The 19,517-nt window shown below is 37.7% G+C and carries 13 protein-coding genes; 4 read left to right on the forward strand and 9 right to left on the reverse strand.

What is annotated here, in order from left to right:
* Position 1 precedes the first annotated feature (1 nt).
* From BUC16_RS15525 to BUC16_RS15565, 9 genes are all read right to left on the reverse strand, one after another.
* On the reverse strand, positions 2-1,249 hold the full coding sequence (locus BUC16_RS15525; protein WP_073371720.1) for a heavy metal-binding domain-containing protein: 1,248 nt from the start codon (positions 1,247-1,249) through the stop codon (positions 2-4).
* Positions 1,250-1,251: 2 nt separating this feature from the next.
* Positions 1,252-2,505 carry a TolC family protein gene (locus BUC16_RS15530; protein WP_073371721.1) on the reverse strand — a complete coding sequence of 418 codons (1,254 nt, stop codon included), beginning with the start codon at positions 2,503-2,505 and terminating at the stop codon, positions 1,252-1,254.
* On the reverse strand, positions 2,495-4,429 hold the full coding sequence (locus BUC16_RS15535; RefSeq protein ID WP_073371722.1) for an efflux RND transporter permease subunit: 1,935 nt from the start codon (positions 4,427-4,429) through the stop codon (positions 2,495-2,497). Before BUC16_RS15535 ends, BUC16_RS15530 begins: the two co-directional genes overlap by 11 nt.
* A 1-nt stretch (position 4,430) precedes the next feature.
* Positions 4,431-5,720 (reverse strand): efflux RND transporter permease subunit, encoded by a 1,290-nt coding sequence (locus tag BUC16_RS15540; RefSeq protein ID WP_073371723.1) that lies wholly within the window; start codon positions 5,718-5,720, stop codon positions 4,431-4,433.
* 55 nt (positions 5,721-5,775) lie between these two features.
* Positions 5,776-6,036, reverse strand: coding sequence for a heavy metal-binding domain-containing protein (locus tag BUC16_RS15545; RefSeq protein ID WP_073371724.1), 261 nt, complete (start codon positions 6,034-6,036; stop codon positions 5,776-5,778).
* A 223-nt stretch (positions 6,037-6,259) separates the two neighbouring features.
* On the reverse strand, positions 6,260-6,637 hold the full coding sequence (locus BUC16_RS15550) for a hypothetical protein (protein ID WP_084546304.1): 378 nt from the start codon (positions 6,635-6,637) through the stop codon (positions 6,260-6,262).
* Positions 6,638-6,874: 237 nt separating this feature from the next.
* A complete protein-coding gene (locus tag BUC16_RS15555) occupies positions 6,875-8,311 on the reverse strand; it encodes an MFS transporter (protein ID WP_073371726.1) in 1,437 nt (478 codons plus the stop codon).
* 389 nt (positions 8,312-8,700) lie between these two features.
* On the reverse strand, positions 8,701-9,402 hold the full coding sequence (locus tag BUC16_RS15560; protein WP_073371727.1) for a LytR/AlgR family response regulator transcription factor: 702 nt from the start codon (positions 9,400-9,402) through the stop codon (positions 8,701-8,703).
* Entirely contained in the window at positions 9,392-10,441 is a 1,050-nt protein-coding gene (locus BUC16_RS15565) for a sensor histidine kinase (RefSeq protein WP_073371728.1), read from the reverse strand. The genes BUC16_RS15560 and BUC16_RS15565 overlap by 11 nt, the downstream gene beginning before the upstream one ends.
* Positions 10,442-10,717: 276 nt before the next feature.
* Between BUC16_RS15565 and BUC16_RS15570 the strand changes: the two genes are divergently transcribed.
* The 4 genes from BUC16_RS15570 (at position 10,718) to BUC16_RS15585 (ending at position 19,515) form a co-directional block, all read left to right on the forward strand.
* A complete protein-coding gene (locus BUC16_RS15570; protein ID WP_073371729.1) occupies positions 10,718-13,783 on the forward strand; it encodes a SusC/RagA family TonB-linked outer membrane protein in 3,066 nt (1,021 codons plus the stop codon).
* Between the two features lie 10 nt (positions 13,784-13,793).
* On the forward strand, positions 13,794-15,377 hold the full coding sequence (locus tag BUC16_RS15575) for a RagB/SusD family nutrient uptake outer membrane protein (protein ID WP_073371730.1): 1,584 nt from the start codon (positions 13,794-13,796) through the stop codon (positions 15,375-15,377).
* An 82-nt stretch (positions 15,378-15,459) separates the two neighbouring features.
* Positions 15,460-17,400, forward strand: coding sequence for a glucosamine-6-phosphate deaminase (nagB, locus tag BUC16_RS15580; protein ID WP_073371731.1), 1,941 nt, complete (start codon positions 15,460-15,462; stop codon positions 17,398-17,400).
* Between the two features lie 42 nt (positions 17,401-17,442).
* Entirely contained in the window at positions 17,443-19,515 is a 2,073-nt protein-coding gene (locus BUC16_RS15585) for a beta-N-acetylhexosaminidase (protein WP_073371732.1), read from the forward strand.
* Positions 19,516-19,517 lie beyond the last annotated feature (2 nt).

The following is a 19,517-nucleotide window of genomic DNA, read 5'->3' on the forward strand; positions in this document are numbered from 1 at the left end:
TTTATTCGGTTTTGATAAAACTTTCGCTGTCCATTAAATATTGGGCGTTTTTAGCAATTGTATCTTTGCTGGAAATACCTCCCAAAACTTGAACAAAATCACCCATTTCAATACCTGTTTGTATGCCTGTTGCTTTGAAACCATTGCCCAATTTCACAAAAACTACTTTTTTCTCACCCAAACTAACCAAAGCCTGTTTTTGCAACCAAATTGCCTTTGTTGAATTTAATTGCACAATACCCTCTAATCTTGTTCCAATGGGTAATTTTAAATTTTCATTATTGAGATACACCCTAATCTTATTGGTTTTGTCGGCTGGATTTAATTGCGTTTCCACAAAATTTATTTTTTCGGAAATACTATTCTTTTCATCCAATTCAGAAGTAATTTCAATCGGTTGATTGATTTTAACAAGACTGGTGTATCCTTGCAGAACATTGAAAACGCCCCAAACTTTATCTATATTCATCAACTTGAAAACAACTTCTCCTTTCTTAATATAATTTCCTTCTTTGACATCCAAAGCTTCTGTATTACTACTAGTTTTTGACATCGTTGAAATAACTGAATTAGTCATTGTTTCTGTTCCCGTAATGATTCCGTTTGCAGGACTATAAATTGTAAGTACTGGATTCACTTTTTTAGTGGAAGCCAATGCATTTATCTGATTGTTTGTCATCCCATAGAGCAATAATTTCTGCTTGGCCGAATTAATAATCGATACATTCTGGCTATCATTGGAAATCAAATAGATGAAATTTTGCTGTTCGGTTAATAATTCCGGACTATATATTTCAAACATCTTTTGTCCTTTGGCTACTTTTTGGTACTTATGGTTGACGTACATTTTTTCAATTCTACCGCTTATTCTCGCTGATATGTTTACAGCCGAATTCGAATCGTAAGCCACAATTCCAGGCAAACTGATTTTGCTATGTATGACCGTGTCTTTTGCGGTTGTGGTTTGATAATTTCCCACGACAAATTTATCGGTAGGTTTCAAAAGATCATCAACAGAATCATTTATTTCGGAATGGTCCTTGGTTACTTTTTTAACCAAATTCATTCCACAAATGGGACAACTGCCCGGTTTGTCTTTAATGATTTCAGGATGCATCGAACAAGTATAAACCTCATTTTGATTCTCCATTTCCGAATGATGATCTGATTTGGTGGCAAAGAAATAGACAGCAATTCCAATAATAGAAACCACAACAAATATCAAACTATACTTTATATAATTATTCATAACTAATTGATTTCTAGTTGTTTTTCAATTTGAACTTGTGCTAATAGAATTGATTTTAATTTATCCAAAGCATCAATTTGAATCATGTTTATTGCTTCCCAAGCTTCTAAGGCAGCGAATAAATCTCCGGTGTTGTTTTGCCAAGCTAAAATGGCGGTATCATAGTTTCGTTTCAGAGACGGAATAATATTGTCTTGTGTAATTTGATATTGTTTTTTAAGGTTCAAAAACTCTGCATTCATCCCTTTTATCATTCCGCTGGCTTCGTTGGCAATCATTTGCTTTTGCCAATCCAAACTTTCGTTTTTGATGCGATAGCTTTCTATATTGGCTTTATTCATTTTGGTGGACCAAGACACCGGAATAGTCATCATTCCCATCAATGAAAATTGCTGAGGCTGATTCCCAAAAGCAAACATATGATCGTATTTCACTCCAAATTCCGGTCTCGTTGCGACTTTTTCCACCTCAATTTTATAGTTATTGATTTCTTTGGTTTTATCAATAGCCTTGATGTCGCTACGGTTGTTGATGTATGGAGACAAATCCGCTTCAAGGAGATTGAAATCCTTGATTTGGTAATTGGAATCAATGTTGAAATCCTCGTTTTTATCACGAGCCATCAAGGTATTGAGCATGTATTTTCGCTGTGACGCATCATTTTCCAACATAACAATCATACTTTGCAGAGTAGCGTATTGGGATTTAGCTTTGTAATAAGAAGGTAGTTTATCCATATTGTACTGATAGCGTATTTCCATACTCTTGATCATGTACTCCAAAAGCAGAAGATTGTCTTGGGCAATTTTTGTCTTTTTATTGATGATGATCCATTCATAATAATAGGTTTTGGCCAATGCGTTTAATTGGTTCAAAGTGAAATTTTTATTTTCACTTTCGACCGAGGACATCGCTTTCATCAAATTTTCATTGGCATTTTGCTTGGAAGCATTCGGAATCATTTGGGTAACGCCTAACATATAACTTCCCATTCCTGGCCCCATTTCATCTGCTTTCCATAGATTGGAATTGTAGGGAGTCATAAAGAACCCCGTTTCCACTTGCGGTGGCATCCAACTTCTGGCACCTTTGGCCGAAGCATCCATACTTTGAATATCGGCATCATACATTTTCAATTGTGGATTGTTTGTTTTGATGGTACTCAAGACATTATCCAAAGTAAGTGTTTGAGCTTTAACAGTGGTAAAGCTTAAAATCAAACAGCTTATGATGAAATAAAATATACTATTTTGCATCTATAAGAGTGATTTTTCCTTTTGTTTTCAATTCGCGAAGTTTCACCATCTCAAAAACAACAGGGGTTACTAATAATACATAAATCGTTGAAGTAATTGTTCCCCCAATAAGTGGAACTGTAATTGGGAGCATCACGTCGGCACCGGTTCCCGTTGCCCAAAGAATAGGAATCAGACCAAATAATGAAACCGAAACCGTCATCAATTTTGGACGCAATCGCTTGACAGAACCTTCAATAATATATTCTCTTACTATTTCTTCTGTCAAGGTTTCCTTGCTGTTACCGTATTTTTCGACCATTTTGTTCATGGCTTCGTTCAAATAAATAGTGATCAGCATTGCCGTTTCGATTGCCAAACCAAACAAGGCTATAAAGCCGACAGCCACGGCAACCGACAAATTAATTCCATAGAAATACACCATAAATACACCTCCGATTAATGCGAATGGAACTGTTATCATTGTAATCAAGGCCTCTTTCATGGAACGGTAGGTAAAATATAAAATGAGAAAAATGATTACAACAACAATTGGCAAAATTAAACTCAACGTTTTATTGGCCCTGATTTGATTTTCCCATTGACCACTCCATTCCACGTAATAGCCTTTAGGCATTTTGGTCATCATTTCATTCAGTTTTGCCTGTGCTTCTTTAACCGTACTTCCCAAATCACGGTCACGAACATTAAACAAGACACTCCCTCGAAGCATTGCATTTTCACTGTTTACCATTGGCGGGCCGTCGCTTATTTTTACGTCGGCCACACTTTCTAATGGAATTGGGCCAAAATCCATTGTTTGTACCTGCAGTTTTTTCAAGGCTTCAATACTGTTTCGGTATTCTTGAGCATATCTTGCATTTACCGAAAAACGCTGTCTTCCTTCGATGGTTGTGGTGAGTTTCATTCCGCCGATAGACGCTTCCACAACATTATTTATGTCATCAATTGAAAGTCCGTATCTGCCAATGACATCACGTTTGGGTACAATATCTATGTATTTCCCTCCCGTAATGGGTTCGGCGTACAAATCTTTTACTCCCGAAGTTCCATCCAATGCCATTTTTATTTTTTGGGACAAAGCATTTATGGTGTCCAAACTTTCGCCATAGATTTTTATTCCCACATCGGTTCGGATACCCGTAGAAAGCATATTGATACGGTTGATGATGGGTTGCGTAAAACCATTGGTAACACCCGGAATTTGCAATTTATTATTGATTTCATTTATAATATCCGCTTTCGTTTTGCCTTCTCTCCATTCGTGGCGAGGCTTTAGTAAAACAATCGTTTCAATCATGCTTATGGGGCTGTTATCGGTTGCCGTATTCGCTCTACCTGCTTTTCCCAAAACGTGGGCCACTTCGGGAATTGATTTTATCAATCTGTCCTGTACTTGCAAAATTCGTTTCACTTCTGAATTGGATACATCGGGCAATGTTACCGGCATAAACAAAATGGAACCTTCGTCGAGCGGAGGCATAAATTCGGATCCCAAACGGGTAAACATCAACGCGCCAATTAACAGCGCCACAATATTAACCGCCAAAACTGTTTTTCTCCATTTTAAACAAAGCGTCAAAATGGGTGTGTAAATGCTTTCCAATTTTCTGTTTATTGGATTTTTGTTTTCCGGACGAAGTTTGCTTTTCAACAAAAAACTAATTAAAACCGGTGTAAGCGTGATGGCCAGAAACGCATCTACAATTAGTATAAACGACTTCGTCCAGGCCAATGGACTAAACAGTTTACCTTCCATTCCAGTTAGTAGAAACACAGGCAAAAAGGATGCAATTACTATTATTGTCGAATAAAACACACCCGGACCAACTAATTTGGAAGAAGCCTCGATTAGTTTCAGTTTCTCATCAGACGATAATGGGTCGATTTCTTTCTTGAAAATATTTTTAAGTTTATCTTCCATTTTAAGTTAGATGTTGGTTATTATCCATTTCTTCTTGTCGCTCCGAAATTGTCCTATAGGCATTCTCCACCATTACAATTCCGTCATCAACCACAACACCAATCGCCAATGCAATTCCCGTTAATGACATAATATTGGATGAAATTCCAAAAGTTTGGAGCAAAATAAATCCGACAGATACGGAAATGGGCAATTGAATTAAAATAATTAAAGCGCTTCGCCAATGAAAAAGAAAAAGAAGAATGACAATGGAAACAGCAATCATTTCCTCGATTAGCGTTCCTTTGACTGATTCGATTGCTTTCTCAATCAATTCGCTTCTGTCATAAGAGGTTTTGAAAGTAACACCTTCGGGTAATCCTTTCTCCACTTCTTTCATCTTTGCTTTGACCGCATTTATCACTTTATCGGCATTTTCTCCGTATCGCATAACCACAATACCGCCAACCACTTCACCTTTGCCATCTTCATCAAAAATCCCCAACCGCAAATCGCCTCCCATTTGGATGGAGCCAATATCTTTTACCCGTACCGGAATAGAATTGTAATTCTTGATGGCAATCTCTTCTACATCCTTTATGTTTTTGATATATCCCAAACCCCTTATGATGTATGACATATCGCTCATTTCGAATTTCCGTCCTCCAACATCGTTATTGTTGGCTTTGACGGCGTTCATTACTTCCATCATACTGACTTTGTAATATTGCATTTTCAAAGGATCCAAAACCAATTGGTATTGTTTTTCAAAACCTCCAAAAGATGCCACTTCTGCAACTCCCGGAACAGTTTGCAATGCAAATTTTACGTACCAATCCTGCAAGGCTCTTTGTTCACCCAAGTCCATACCATTAGCATCCAAATGATACCAAAATACGTGACCAACCCCTGTACCGTCAGGACCAAGCGTGGGAACCACGTTTTGGGGCAACAATCGTTGGGCATAATTGAGCCTTTCCAAAACCCTGGTTCTTGCCCAATAAATATCGACATTGTCCTCAAAAACGATATAGACGAAGCTCATTCCAAACATGGAAGCACCACGAATATTCTTGACTTTTGGGATTCCTTGCAGATTGGATACCAAGGGATAAGTTACTTGTGCTTCGATAACTTGCGGACTTCTTCCCATCCACTCCGTAAACACAATTACTTGATTTTCGGATAAGTCCGGAATGGCATCAATGGGGTTTTGTTGCACACTATATACGCCCCAAGAGAATAAACAGGCCGAAACGAGCAAGACAACAAATCGGTTTTTTAATGAAAATGATATTAATTTTTCTACCATAATACTATTGATATAATTACCCTTTTCTGCGTAAAAACGTTGAAAGGGAGATGAATTATTTCACTTCTTCAGTCAACTTCATTCCGCATTTTGGGCATTTGTCATTTAATTTGCCCTTAGCTTCTGGATGCATCGGACAAGCATAAATTTTATCGACCACTGCAGAGTCTTTCACCACCTCAGTGCCATCTTTTATTTTTTTGGTTGAATCTTGTTCCGTCACTGGAGCAATTGTAGTTTCAACTTCTTTGTTTTTTTGGTTACAAGAAACCATTATGAATGCCATAACTATGGCTGACAGGATTAAATTTTTCATTTTTTTTTGATTTTAATAAACGAAATTTGATTTCATCGAAAGCTTCGATTTAGCGAATTACCGTTTTGGTTTAAGTATAAATAATTTTGAATTGAATAGGTTATAAAATAATAAAGCAATAGCAAAAAACTATAATTTATTTGATTCAATTAACTTATAAAATAAATAGTTTAAAGCAAGAACTGCTTTGAAATTGACACACTTATGGCTGTCAAAAATTGATTTAGCCTATTTTTGGTATAAGCCAAATTGAAGAGAAACCAGAAGAGAGATTGGTTTCTGAATTGAAGTAATTTTGATTTTTTTCTGAAAAGTCAAAGTTGTTTATTTGGAATCTAGTTTCCGATAATAGTACACTAAAATGAGTAGATGAAGTAACACAATTGGAATGGCCACATTTTCCATTGCAATCATTGTTTTTACTTTTGGAATGGTTGTCGTTTTTGCAACAATCCATTTTGCAACGATCCATTTTTTCGGTATTTTCGGCAACCTCTTTGTTGCAAGATTTTTTTCCAGAATTACATCCACACGCAAAAGTTGATTCCGGCATCAGCAAGAAGCCAAGTACAACCAATACTATGATGTGTAATCTTTTCATTATGAATGAATTTTAACCAAATTTAATCAAAATTATTATAAAACAGCAATAAATGGTTGTTAAAAAGGTTTCGTGATTTTGTTGGTCAGATTTCAAAATGATTGTGAAACTGTTTTTTTGTTTTTGATTTTTTGTCGACAATTTGAGTTTTTACTCAAAATATTCATTTGATTCATAAACAAAAAGAGGATGTTTCAAAATAAATGAAACATCCTCTTTTTATGTTATTATAGATTCTTAATGTCCTCCACTGATTTTCTTGTCAAAATCGATACCTTGATTTCTTAGAATTCCGCTTACTTTCCAGGCATAAAATACCAAATAAGCAAAACACAAAACACCGACAATATAGCTGTTTTGGATGCCAATGCTGTCAGAAACAAATCCTTGCAACCAACTGATAATTCCACCACCCATAATCATCATGATCAAGAAACTGCTTCCTTGACTGGTGTGTTTTCCCAATCCGCTTACCGCCAATGTAAAAATACAAGGCCAAAGCGTGCTGCAAAACAATCCAACACTGGTAAAGGCATAAACGCTCACTATTCCGGTTGTTGCCATTCCGGTAAACAAGGCTATAATTCCCAATGCTGAAAATATGAGCAACATCCTGGCAGGATTACCTTTACTGGCCATATCGGCAGCAATCAACACCAAAATAATTATTCCGTAAATGTAGAATGGAGTCAAATCGTGTTTGGCAATGGCATTAACAAGCAAGAAAACGCCAAACGCCAAATAGGGAGCCAAAAATCGCAACACTTTTTGAGTCGTCATGTTATCCGTAAAAGCTTCTACGGCACCAGTCCAACGACCAATCATCAAACTCGCCCAATATAAAGACACGTATGGCGCAATATCTCCAATGGCAAATCCTAGTTTCGATTCCATATAAGCAGGCAAATTGGCTGCAGTTGCCACTTCAACACCCACATAAAGAAAAATGGCAATCATTCCCATAACCAGTTGCGGATATTGCAAAGCGGAACTTTTTGCGGAGGTTGTTTCTTCTACAGATTCCTCAATTGTTTCAGGATGCTCCGGCAAGGAAGAAAACTTCAACAAAACGGCTACAATTATAAATGCCAATCCTAGAATTAAATAAGGGATTTTAACGCTTTCGATACTCATATCGGTATTTCCTGTTGCAGCCGCACCAAAAATGGCGAAACTTACAATTAGTGGTCCAATGGTGGTTCCAAAATTATTGATTCCTCCTGCCAAAGTCAATCGCTGGGAACCCGTTTTTATTGGTCCCAAGGCAATCGCCAAAGGATTGGCAACGGTTTGTTGCAAAGAAAATCCCAAGCCAACAGTGAATAAACCGGCAAGCATCAGGGGATATGACCCTGTATTGGCCGCAGGATAAAACAACAATGTTCCAAGTGCCGAAATTACCAATCCTAGGGCAAGTCCGTTTTTATAGCCAATTTTGTTGACCAAGTCTTGTTTCATCAACAAGGAAATACCCATATATATCAAGGAACCCACGGTATAAGAAATGTAGAAAGCAATGGACACGAACTGGCTTTGGCCTTGTGTTAAATCAAATGCTTTTTTAAATACGGGGATTAAAATATCGTTGCTGGCTGCAACAAATCCCCAAAAGAAGAATACGGTAACTAGGGGAATAAATTGTCCCCATTTGGTTTGTAAATTTTCTGAACTCATAATTTTAAATTGGTTAAAGGTTTGGTTTTTAGTTTAGCGTTGTTTATTTGTACTTGAAAAGTAAATACGCAAAATGTATTTATTATTTCTAATAAAAAGAATCATTCAATTTTTTAAGCATAATAAATTAGCGGCTAATTTTTTGATAAATATATTAATAATGAATCTTTAAAATATGGACATAGCATTCAAAATTATAGACACATTAACTATTTTTAATAAATAAGATTGGATGTATTTGTTCTCTAAACACATAATAATAAAGTAAATATATATTTAAAGAGTATTATAAAAAAGTAATTCATCATATAAATTGACTTTTATAAACGAACAACATTATTGTTTCAACAAACGACAATTTATAAAGTTTAAAATTGATGAAAAATGATTTATTCCAGAATTTTAACTTTCACGTCTTTGCTGAAGTTGCGACCAATGGGAATGGTGTAAGTATGAATCTGGACTCTGTTTCCTTCAATGGATTTTACTTTGTCCAAGGCAATGGTGTAGGATTTGTGGATTCGCATAAATCGGTCGGCAGGCAATTCTTCCGACTGGGAAGTCAATGATTTGTGCGTGATATAGGTTTTGTCGAGTGTGACTACCTTGATGTATTCTTTCATTCCTTCGATAAAAAGAATTTCATCGATATTGATTTTCATCATTTTCTTGTCCACCTTGATGAAAATGTGGGAATCTGTCCTAACAGCTTCGGTTTTGATGTTGTTTTTTAAATTGAATTCGGTGGTAATTTTGTTGATGCATTTAATAAAACGAGGCAGTGGAATTGGTTTTACCAGATAATCCAAGACTTCCAAATCATAACTTTCGGCGGCAAATTCCCTAAAGGCTGTGGTAATGACAACTTTGGGTTTGTTTTCAAGCAAACTAATCAATTCGAAACCAGTCATCATGGGCATATTGATGTCCAAAAACATGGCGTCAACAGCATTATTGTTTACAAAATCAAGGGCTTCCAATGAATTGTTGAATGTTCCGATAATTTCAAAATCAGGAAAATTCACAAAATAATTTTGTAAAACCTTTATGGCCAAAGGTTCATCATCAACTAAAACACATTTAATCTTCATTGCTTAGTGGTATTTTTAAAAGGATGATGTAATAATTGAATTTGACTTTATGTTCTAAAACATAGTTGTTTTTGAAAATTAATTTCAGCCGCTTTTTGGTATTGGTCAATCCAATGCCTTTTTGGGTAGTAAAATTTTGTGAAAGTACAAAATTATTCAGTATTTCAAAATGCAGAAAACCTTCAACAATTTTGCAATTTATCTTTATTTTAAGCTTGTTGTTGTTATAGCCACCGTGTTTAAAGGCATTTTCCAGCAGTGAAATGAACAATAGAGGAGGAACTTTGACATCATCAATATTCGATTCTATATTGATGTTCACTTCCACGTTTTCGAAGCGCAATTTTTCAATTTCTATATAATTTTGGATATAGTCAATCTCTTTGATTAAAGGGACAAATTTGGTTCCCTCGACATCATACAGCACATATTCCATCAATTTGGAAAGTTTGATAATCACGTCGGGAACTTTGTCGGAAGATTCCAATGACAGGGCATACAAATTATTCAGGGTATTGAAGAAAAAATGGGGCTGGATTTGGTTTTTCAGGTATTTCAGCTTGATTTTGAATTGTTCTTCCCTCAAAGCCCGGTTTCTATCTCTTTCTTTTAACCAAGTCAGCGTCAAATAAACGGAAGACGCCATGGCAAGTACATACAATTCGCCAATGCAAACCGCCACAATGTGATTGATTTCAAATGGTTTGTATTCTCTATTGGCTTCCGGCCAAATGTCTTCGGAGACGAGAAAATAGGTCATTCCTGTTTTCAGCAGATAGACCACTATTAAACTCAACAGTAAAGCCAATGTATATTGATAATATTTTTTCTTCAATACATATCTTGGCACCAAGACAAACAAATTGAAATACACCAAGGGAATGTGAAGTGAAAATTCAATAATATTCGATTTAAAAGAATATTCGTAGTCGTTAAAATAAGCACCCCAACGCAGAAAGTTTAACGAAAAATACAATCCCCAAAACCAAAGATGATTTTGAAGCTTGATGTCGAATTTTATTTCATTGAATTTACTCATCTGGTGAAAACAACTATTAGTGGAATGCTAAAATACAGGATTAAAACTTTTGCAACTTTAATCATTTTGTCAGTAAAAAACACTATTTGTTGAATTTAATTTCAAAAATATTAGATATAGAATCAGAATCAAAAACTAGAAAACGTTTTCGTGAAACGGATTGTTGATTAAAAACTGTCGTTGGTTTAAATTCTAATACAGTTGGTATAATTTATTTTTTTGGGAAACTCCTTCCTGATAAATTTACACCATAACTAACCAAAAAAACATATAAACATGAAACAAATTATTTTGATCTTTATGATTATTTTTACTTCGCAATTTGCCTTTGCACAAGTAAAAACCGTCAAAGGTTCCGTGAGCGACGCCAATGGATTGCCATTGCCAATGGCCAACATCAATGTACAAGGCGAAACAATAGGAGTTACCACCGACATGGATGGTAATTTTTCGATTCAAGCAGAAAAAGGGAAAACATTGGTTATCTCTTTCGTTGGCTTGGAAACCCAAAAAGTGGTTGTTGGTGACGAAAGTGTTATCAAAATACAATTGAAAGAAGGTTCTTCAACCGCACTTACCGAAGTTGTTGTTACTTCATTGGGTATCAAAAAATCTAAAAAAGCCGTAACGTCTTCTGTCCAAGAGTTAAAAGCAGAAGAATTAGTTCGAGTAAAAGATGCCAACTTGATGAACACGGTAGCTGGAAAAATTGCCGGTGTGGCCGTGACCAAAAGTGCTTCGGGTGCCGGTGGATCGACCAAAGTTGTGATTCGAGGAAATTCGTCTCTTACTAACAATCAACCGCTTTATGTTATAGACGGTGTGCCTTTGATGGGAACCAGCACCACCCAACCCAATGAAACTTTTGGTAGTTTGGCAGGAGGAAATACAGATGGAGGAGATGTTATTTCTCTTTTGAATCCAGACGATTACGAAGGAATGACAGTTCTCAAAGGAGCTTCTGCTTCTGCATTGTATGGAAGTTTAGGAGCTAGCGGCGTTATTTTGTTGACTTCCAAAAAAGCGAAATCACAAAAAGCCAACTTGAAAGTTTCCTCGGTTACCACTTTTGAACAAGCGGCTTATTTGCCAAAATTTCAAAATCAATACGTGGCTTCTTCAGTTGCCGGCGCTTCGACAACTTGGGGTAAAAATCCTGATGGAACTTACGCCAAAGGAAATTTTAAAAATGAAGTGGAAGATTTCTTCAATACAGGTTCCACACAAATTACCTCTTTGGGATACACTGCTGGAACCGATACTTCTTTTACGACAGTTTCTTATGCCAACACAACTGCTTCGGGAATTATTGAAGGCAATAAATTGAACAAAAATAATTTTGGAATTAATCAAGTCAACACATTTTTAGACAACAAATTGGTGGTTACTGTCAATGCCAATTATGTGAACCAAAAAATCAATAACAGACCTGTAAATGGTTTCTATTTCAACCCGATAACGGCTGTTTATTCGATGCCAAGAGGCGGAAATTCTTTGGAATATTACAAAAATAATTTTGAGGTTTTCGATCCATCCAGAAACTTGATGGCCCAAAATTGGATTACCACTCCAAATGAGGATTCCCAAAACCCATATTGGTTGATCAAAAGAAATGCTTCGACAAATGAAGACCGTTTTTTCAAGGGAAGACTTAGCTTGGATTACAAAGTGAACGAATGGTTGGATTTGTCTGCACGATACAGTTACGATCGTTTGGAGTCTATTTTCGAAAAAGAAATATATGCCACTTCAGCGACTTCACTTTCCCATATCAACGGAACTTATATCAACGTAAATACGGTAGGCACTCAAAATTACGGCGATTTGTTGGCGAAATTCAATACAACATTCAATGAGGATTTAAGTTTCAATGCCATTCTAGGAACCAGTTTTGCCAAAACTGCCAATGGTTCCACTATATTAAACTCGGGTAGAGGAAGTGGAGGTTTGGTATATGCCAACTGGTTTACTTTAGGTAATTTTGCGAATAACTCTGAAAATCAACAAGTTACCTTCGGAAACAAAGAAATTCAATCCATTTTTGCAACAGCTACTTTGGGGTATAAAAACTATTTGTATCTTGACGTGACCGGTAGAAATGATTGGTCATCGACATTGGTAAACACTGATACCAACTCTTATTTCTATCCATCTGTGGGAATATCTGGAATTATCAGCGAAATGACTAAAATGCCGGAATGGATCAGCTTTGGAAAAGTGCGTGCTTCTTGGGCTCAAGTAGGTAACGATGTTCCTTCTTATTTGACCACGCCTTCGTCAACAATTGTTGGAGGTATTCTTGTTCCGCCATCAGTGGGCCCAAGACCGGGTTCTTCATTGAAACCAGAAATGCAAACCGCTTGGGAATTTGGTACAGAATGGAGAATGTTCAAAAACAGGCTTGGATTTGAATTTACTTATTATGATTCCACAACCGACAACCAATTGATTACCGTTGCCGCTCCATCCACAGATCCAAATGGATACGTGAATTATGCCTACAATGGTGGAAGCGTTCAAAACAAAGGGATGGAAATTATCTTGAATGGAAAAATCATCGAGAAAGACAAATTTTCTTGGGATGCCACTTTAAACTACTCTCAAAACAAAAACAAGGTTACAGGAATTCCAACCGAATTGGGAGGACAAATCGTCTTGACTCCATCGGGTTCCAACAACTACCGTTATGTATTGAATGAAGGTAGACCTTTTGGTATCATCGAAGGCAAGAATATTTTGAGAAATGCCCAAGGCAAGATTTTATTGGACGGTACAGGAAATGTACAATTGACCGATTGGGAAGAAGTGGGAAATGCCAACCCTGATTTCATGTTGGGTTTCTCGAATACTTTCAAATACGGAGCTTTCAATTTGAATGTGCTTCTTGACGGAAGATTTGGCGGAGAAGTAATGAGTTTGACCGAAGCCATCAACGATTACAATGGAGTGTCGAAAGCTACGGGCGATGCCAGAAACAATGGTGGCGTGGTAAACATTGACGCTGTTGCAGCTGACGGTGTGACTCCCGTTACCTCAATGGATGCTTTTCAATACTACAACAATGTTGGAGGCAGAAACAAAGCCACTGGAGAATATGTGTATGATGCGACAAACATAAGCGTGAGAGAGATTTCATTGGGTTATAATTTCAGCACCAAAAAATTACCATTCCTGGAATCGGCCAGCTTGTCGTTAATCGCAAGAAACTTGTTCTTTATTTACAAAGATGCTCCTTTCGATCCCAATATTGCTTTGAGTTCAGGCGAAGGTTTACAAGGTGTTGACGTGTATGGAATGCCGTCAACCAAAAGTGTGGGTCTTAATTTAAATGTAACTTTCTAATAAAAAAATCATGATATTAAATAAAATAAAAACAACCGCTATCTGTATCACTTTGCTTTCAGCAGTAAGTTGTACATCAGATTTTGAGAGTATAAACACCAATCCGCAAGGAGCCACCAATTCACAATTGGAACAAGATTACAATACGATCAAGGCACCATTTTCTCCAATGTTCAGCAATGTGATTTTGCTTACTGCTTGGCCGTACCAAATCTTTCAAAACTTGCAAGGAGACATTTGGTCAGGTTATATGGCCACGCCAACCGGTTTTGCCAATGGAAACAATCCACAGTACAAATTGAACAATGGTTGGAACAACCAAGCTTGGGAATCGGCTTATAGAGGCGTGATGTCCAATGCCTTGAAAGTAAAACAACAAGCCGAAGGTAAATACGATGAATTTTATTATGTATCTTTGATTATCAAAGTTCAAGCCATGCATAGAATTGCCGATATTTATGGGCCTTGTGTTTATTCTTCCTTTGGAACGCCAAACACGACGGTTTTTCCTTATGATTCCCAAGAGCAGGTTTACACACAAATGTTCACTGAATTGGATAAAGCCATCACTGGTTTGACACCCATTGCAAAAGCCAATATCACAGGAAACAAAACTTCATTGTTTGCTTCCTCGGACGTTTCTTCTTATGGAGGAGATTATTCTAAATGGGTAAAATATGCCAACTCTTTGCGACTAAGATTAGCGATGCGTATCGTGAAAGTAAATCCTGCGGAAGCCAAAAAACAAGCGGAATTGGCCGTAGCCCAGGAATTTGGAGTTTTGTCAACCAAAGCGGATACTTTTACGCTTCAACCTAAAAACTACAGCAATCCTATTTCTGATATTAGCCAAGGTTGGGGAGACATCAAAATGTCGGCCGACATGGAATCAATTATGGGAGGTTACAATGACCCTAGATTATCAGCATTTTTCTTGACTTCCAAACAATTTCCTGGAGAATACAAAGGGATTCGCACCGGGATTCAAATTGCCAACAAATCAGATCGTCAAGATTTTTCTTCCGTAAATATCAAAGCGACAGTTTGGATGAGCACTGCCGAAATCTATTTCTTGAGAGCCGAAGGAAAATTGAGAGGTTGGAACATGGGAACAGGTACTGCCCAAAGTTTATACGAAGAAGGCGTTACAGCTTCATTCGAACAACACGGAATTTCAGGAGTGGCGACTTATTTAACTTCGACCAGTTTGCCTAAAAATTATGTTGATCCAGTAGCTGCCGGCAACAATGGTACTGCGGTGAATTTGGTTCCCGTGAAATATGATGCTGCCGCCACCAAAAAAGTGCAACTGCAACAAATCATTACCCAAAAATGGATTGCCAACTTCCCGGAAGGACAAGAAGCTTGGTCTGAATACAGAAGAACCGGTTTTCCAAAATTGTTCCCTGTGCTTGTAAACGCCAGTGCCGGAACCATCGATTCTGCCTTGGGAATTCGCAGGGTGAATTTTGTTGATTCCGAGAAAGCAGGAAATCCTCAAGGCGTGGCATCGGCACTTCCTTTATTGGGAGGCCCAGACAATGGAGGAACCAGGCTTTGGTGGGACAAAGACGTGGAAATCATCCAGAATTAAGAATAATCATTGAATTTTATTCCGGACAGGTTGTCAAAGCCTGTCTGGAAATAAAAAAATATAATAAATAAACAAACACAACATGAGAACCATTAAAACCATAGTCAAGGATATTAGCTTCAAGACAGCTGGGCAATTTGAAGAAACCCGATTTGAAAAAATTCATAACGAAATTTTTAATAATTCCAGTGAAGCTTCCATAATTGTAGCGCAGGAAATAGCTCAATTGATCAAATCCAAGCAAGAGAAAAACAAATCTTGCGTGCTTGGATTGGCTACCGGTTCTTCTCCAATAAAAGTGTATGAAGAATTGGTGCGAATGCACAAGGAAGAAGGTCTTAGTTTCAAGAACGTGGTTACTTTCAATTTGGACGAATATTATCCAATGACAAAGGAAAATAACCAGAGCTATTTCCATTTCATGCACCAGCATCTTTTCAATCATGTCGACATTAAACCTGAAAACATACACATTCCTGATGGTTCCGTAGCTTTTGAAGATTTGAATCAATATTGCATTGATTATGAAATGAACATCAAAAATGCCGGTGGACTTGATTTCCAATTGTTGGGTATTGGCCGAACGGGTCACGTAGGTTTCAACGAGCCAGGTTCCCACATCAATTCAGGAACCCGAATCATTACTTTGGATCACATCACCAGAGTGGATGCCTCGTCTGATTTCAACGGAATCGACAACGTTCCCAAAAGAGCCATAACGATGGGAGTTTCCACCATTCTTCGTTCCAAAAGAATCGTGTTGATGGCTTGGGGTCAAAACAAGGCCGATGTCATCAAAAGAACCATTCAAGACGATATTACTTCCGAAGTTCCTGCCACATTTTTACAAAATCACGGCAATGCCACCTTCGTTTTAGACCAAGCAGCAGCTTCAGAGTTGACGCGATTTAAAACGCCTTGGTTGGTTGGAGAATGCATTTGGACACAGGAATTAAAAAGCAAGGCGATTGTTTGGTTATGCCAACAAACCAATCAGTCCATATTAAAACTGACCGACAGGGATTACAACAATAATGGAATGTCCGATTTACTTGCTGCAGGCGATAGATCTTCTTATGATTTGAATATCAATATGTTCAATGTTTTACAACACACGATCACGGGATGGCCGGGAGGAAAACCAAACACTGACGACAGCAACAGACCCGAAAGAGCCAATCCAGCCAAAAAAAGAGTCATACTTTTCAGTCCGCACCCAGATGATGACGTGATTTCTATGGGAGGAACTTTTTCAAAATTGATAAAACAAGGACATGAGGTGCACGTGGTCTATCAAACCTCTGGAAACATTGCCGTTACAGATGACGAAGCCTTAAAGTTTGCCGAAGTTTGCAACGATTACGTGGCGGATGATGAATGCAAAGTTGATTTCTTGTCCATTATCAATTTCTTGAAAAACAAATCGGAGAACCAAATTGATTCCTTGGAAGTTCGAAAGTTGAAAGGATTGATTAGACGACGTGAATCCCACGCTGCCGTTCGATACATTGGATTGAAAGACGAAAATACCCATTTCTTGGATATGCCTTTTTACGAAACGGGGCAAATCAAGAAAAACCCAATTGGCACCGAGGATATTAACCTTGTTGCTGATATTATTGCCAAAATTAAACCACATCAAATTTTTGCAGCTGGCGATTTGGCCGATCCACACGGAACGCATGAAGTTTGTCTAAACTCCATTTTTGCAGCATTGAAAAGTTTGAAATCAGAACCTTATATGGCTGATTGTTGGTTGTGGTTGTACAGAGGTGCTTGGCATGAATGGGATGTTCACGAAATTGACATGGCCGTTCCATTAAGTCCAGATGAGGTAACGCTTAAAAGACATGCCATTTTGTTTCACCAATCCCAAAAAGACAGGGTTATGTTCCAAGGAAATGATTCCAGGGAATTCTGGGTTAGAGCCGAAGATCGCAACAAGCATACCGCAAAATTGTACGATGATTTGGGACTTGCCGAATACGAAGCCATCGAAGCCTTCAAGCGATTTCAGTATTAAAACGCAAAATTTACAATCCAAAAGATAACTATCCAACACGACATGAAATACATTTTCATCTTATTAATTTCAAGTTTTCTGGCGAATGCCCAAGTGAAAACGGATCAATTAAATCTTATGCCTTGGCCACAAAGCATAAACTTGACTCAAGGAACTTTTGTCATAGGCAAAGGTTTTAAAGTCAACATTACAGGCAATCCCAATTCTCGTATTTTTAATGGGGCAACCCAGTTTCTTCGAAAATTGGACGGAAGAACAGGCTTGTTTTTTAATCAAGGATTTATAACAGGTTTGAATGAATTTCCCAATGCCGAATTGCAAATCAATTGCGTCCAAAACGGAAAAATAGGATTGCATGAAGACGAAAGTTACCGTCTTGAAATCATTTCCGGTAAAATAATGATAAATGCCACTTCCGATTTGGGGGCGCTGCATGCCTTGGAAACTTTGTTGCAGATGTTGCAAAACAACAGTACTTCCTATTATTTTCCAGCAGCCGTTATCGAAGATTTTCCAAGATTTAGTTGGAGAGGTTTGATGATTGATGCTGCCCGACATTTTCAGCCCGTGGATGTCATCAAGAGAAATTTGGATGCGATGGCAGCCATGAAAATGAATGTTTTTCATTGGCATTTGGTTGATGATCAAGGTTGGAGAATCGAAATGAAGAAACATCCCAAACTGACGGAATTGGCTTCGGATGGGAATTTTTATACCCAGGAAGAAATCAAAAACATCGTAAAATACGCCGATCAAAGAGGGATTCAGGTTGTTCCAGAAATAGATGTTCCGGGTCACGGCTCGGCAATACTTGCCGCTTATCCAGAAATTGGGAGCAAAGTGGTCATGTTGAACGTGAATTCGGGTGAAAAAGAGCAGCAGTTTACGCAAGTACAATCGTATGCTTTGGAAAGAAATTCCGGGATTTTCACCCCAACATTAGATCCTTCCAATCCGAAAACCTATCAATTGTTGAGCGAGATTTTCGATGAGGTTTGTCCGTTGTTTTCAGGCAAGTATTTTCATATTGGTGGCGATGAAAACGAAGGAAAAGACTGGGATTCCAATCCTAAAATTCAGGAATTCAAAAAGAAAAACAAGTTGGCCAACAATCACGAGTTGCAGACTTATTTTACGATGCAGTTGATTCCAATGCTTAAAAAACACAACAAGGAATTAATGGGGTGGGAAGAAATAATGACGAAAAACATGTCCAAAGACGCCATAATCCATTCCTGGAAAGGGACAAACGAGGGCGTTGCAACAGGTAGTTCACTTGTCAATGCTGTGAAGAATGGCTATAAAACAGTTTTATCCAATGGCTATTATGTAGATTTGATGCAAGGAGTCGAAAGTCACTATTTGAATGATCCAATGCCAAAAAACACCACGCTTTCTGTCGAAGAGAAAGCACGAATTCTGGGGGGAGAAGCCACGATGTGGAGCGAATTGGCATCGCCAATGACGATTGATTCCAGAATTTGGCCCAGAACGGCCGCCATTGCCGAAAGATTATGGTCGAATGAAAATGTCACGGATTTAAGCAGTTTGCGTAAAAGAATGAAAACTGTTTCGTTCCGATTGGAAGAATTGGGAATTACCCACATCAGGAATAAAGCGGTTCTGTTTCGAAACATAAGCAACAATCAGAAAAGTGAGGCTTTGGAGGATTTCTCCAATATTTGTGAACCACTAAAAATCTATTCCAGAAATATAGACGGAACCGAATACAAAACGTATTCGCCTTTGACACTTTTTGCCGATGTCTGTACACCAGATGCCATTGATGCATTGGATTTTGACGCTGCCGTAAATCAGTATTTAAAAAACAAGAGTATTGAAAATCAGGTTTTGGTAACTGATTTTTTGAAAAAATGGATCAACGTCAATTCAAACTTGATGGAATTGAGTACCAATGCTCCATTGGTTCAACCGCTTTTGCCATTGTCAAAAAGTTTGGCTGATTTGTCGGAACAATTGTTATTAATGATTGACAAAAAACAATCCGTGAATCCAACGGTTCTAAAAGATTTGTTGGAACAATGCAATTCAAAAAATCACGCCGATGTGGAGTTGGCAGTCTATAAGAGCTTGAAAAAATTGATTCAAGCATAAAA

The sequence above is a fragment of the Flavobacterium fluvii genome (assembly GCF_900129545.1).
Taxonomy (GTDB): domain Bacteria; phylum Bacteroidota; class Bacteroidia; order Flavobacteriales; family Flavobacteriaceae; genus Flavobacterium; species Flavobacterium fluvii.